Source organism: Methylobacterium sp. WL116 (genome assembly GCF_008039455.1).
Taxonomy (GTDB): Bacteria; Pseudomonadota; Alphaproteobacteria; order Rhizobiales; family Beijerinckiaceae; genus Methylobacterium.
Window position 1 is genome coordinate 1 of the sequence record NZ_VRUV01000933.1, and the last position, 964, is coordinate 964.

Consider the following 964-nt stretch of genomic DNA (forward strand, 5'->3'; position numbering starts at 1 on the left):
CGTCGCAGGACGGATGAGGCATCCGACCCGACGAATGTTCGGAGACGGAACGGCTACGAGATCGACTCGGCTTTCGCAGGCCCGTCCGTCGCAGACTTCGCGCGCCACCAGCCTCGATGGCTCTCGAGAATTTCTCGCTCTTCACGTGAGAACAAGGCACGCAGGCTGATGGTGTCGATTGCCAGGGCGGGAACCATCGCAAGGCACGCCAGCACCGTGCTCGGATCATCACCCGATGGGCCCAGTGCAAATCCTGACGCCATCGCTCCCTGCAAGAGGGCGCCAAATCCGGCCGAGTGGATGGCGTGATAGTCTGAAAGGCTCAGATGCACCCGTGCGTACCGTTGGCCAACGATGATGATCGCGACAGCCCACGTAAAGACACCCGAAAATCCGTAAGCGCGATCGCTCGTCAGGCCCCAGGTGCTACGCATCCACATCGACATGCCGATCATCATCGCCATCGCAGTCGTGATCATCGCGATCTGGCGTGCTCGAATGCTCATGAATAGGTCCCCGCTCTGCGCGATCGCGCAACCTGAACGCTCGAATCGGGCCCATGAGACGGTGAAGCCGGCCGCAGGGCAAGAGACATCCGTGACGGCAACGGCCATGTGCTGAGCGGTCCTACCTCTTCGCGATGAGAGCCGCCTCGCGGCGACACGACCTCTTCCCGGAGAGCAGGCCTGGTCTCCGATGATGGAAGGCACGCTGCGTCCCTGGAGCGGAGGGATGCGACGGGCCGACAGCGCGCATCCGATGCCGGCGGCGAGACGGACATCCTTTCCGCAACGCGTTCCGGGCAGCAGTGCCGGCGAGAACCGGCATCCGGCCCTTGCACGGCCGCCGGCATCGGCGCATCCCGGCGGCGGGACACGCCTCCCCGACGAGGTGCGCCCATCTGTAAGGATGGATCCTCATGTTGCGCCGACCCGACACCCGCCCCCGGGTGCCCCATTTCTCC

Annotated in this window: 1 protein-coding gene; it reads right to left on the reverse strand. The window is 64.6% G+C overall.

All coding sequences use genetic code 11. The features are described 5' to 3' along the window. Positions 1 to 53: 53 nt before the first annotated feature. Positions 54 to 614, reverse strand: a complete 561-nt coding sequence (locus FV223_RS28575; protein ID WP_147729989.1) for a hypothetical protein — start codon at positions 612 to 614, stop codon at positions 54 to 56. Positions 615 to 964: the final 350 nt, after the last annotated feature.

Excerpts from the sequence above, each read along its gene's own strand:
- FV223_RS28575 (WP_147729989.1), bottom strand. The coding sequence starts at position 614 with ATGGCCGTTGCCGTCACGGATGTCTCTTGCCCTGCGGCCGGCTTCACC.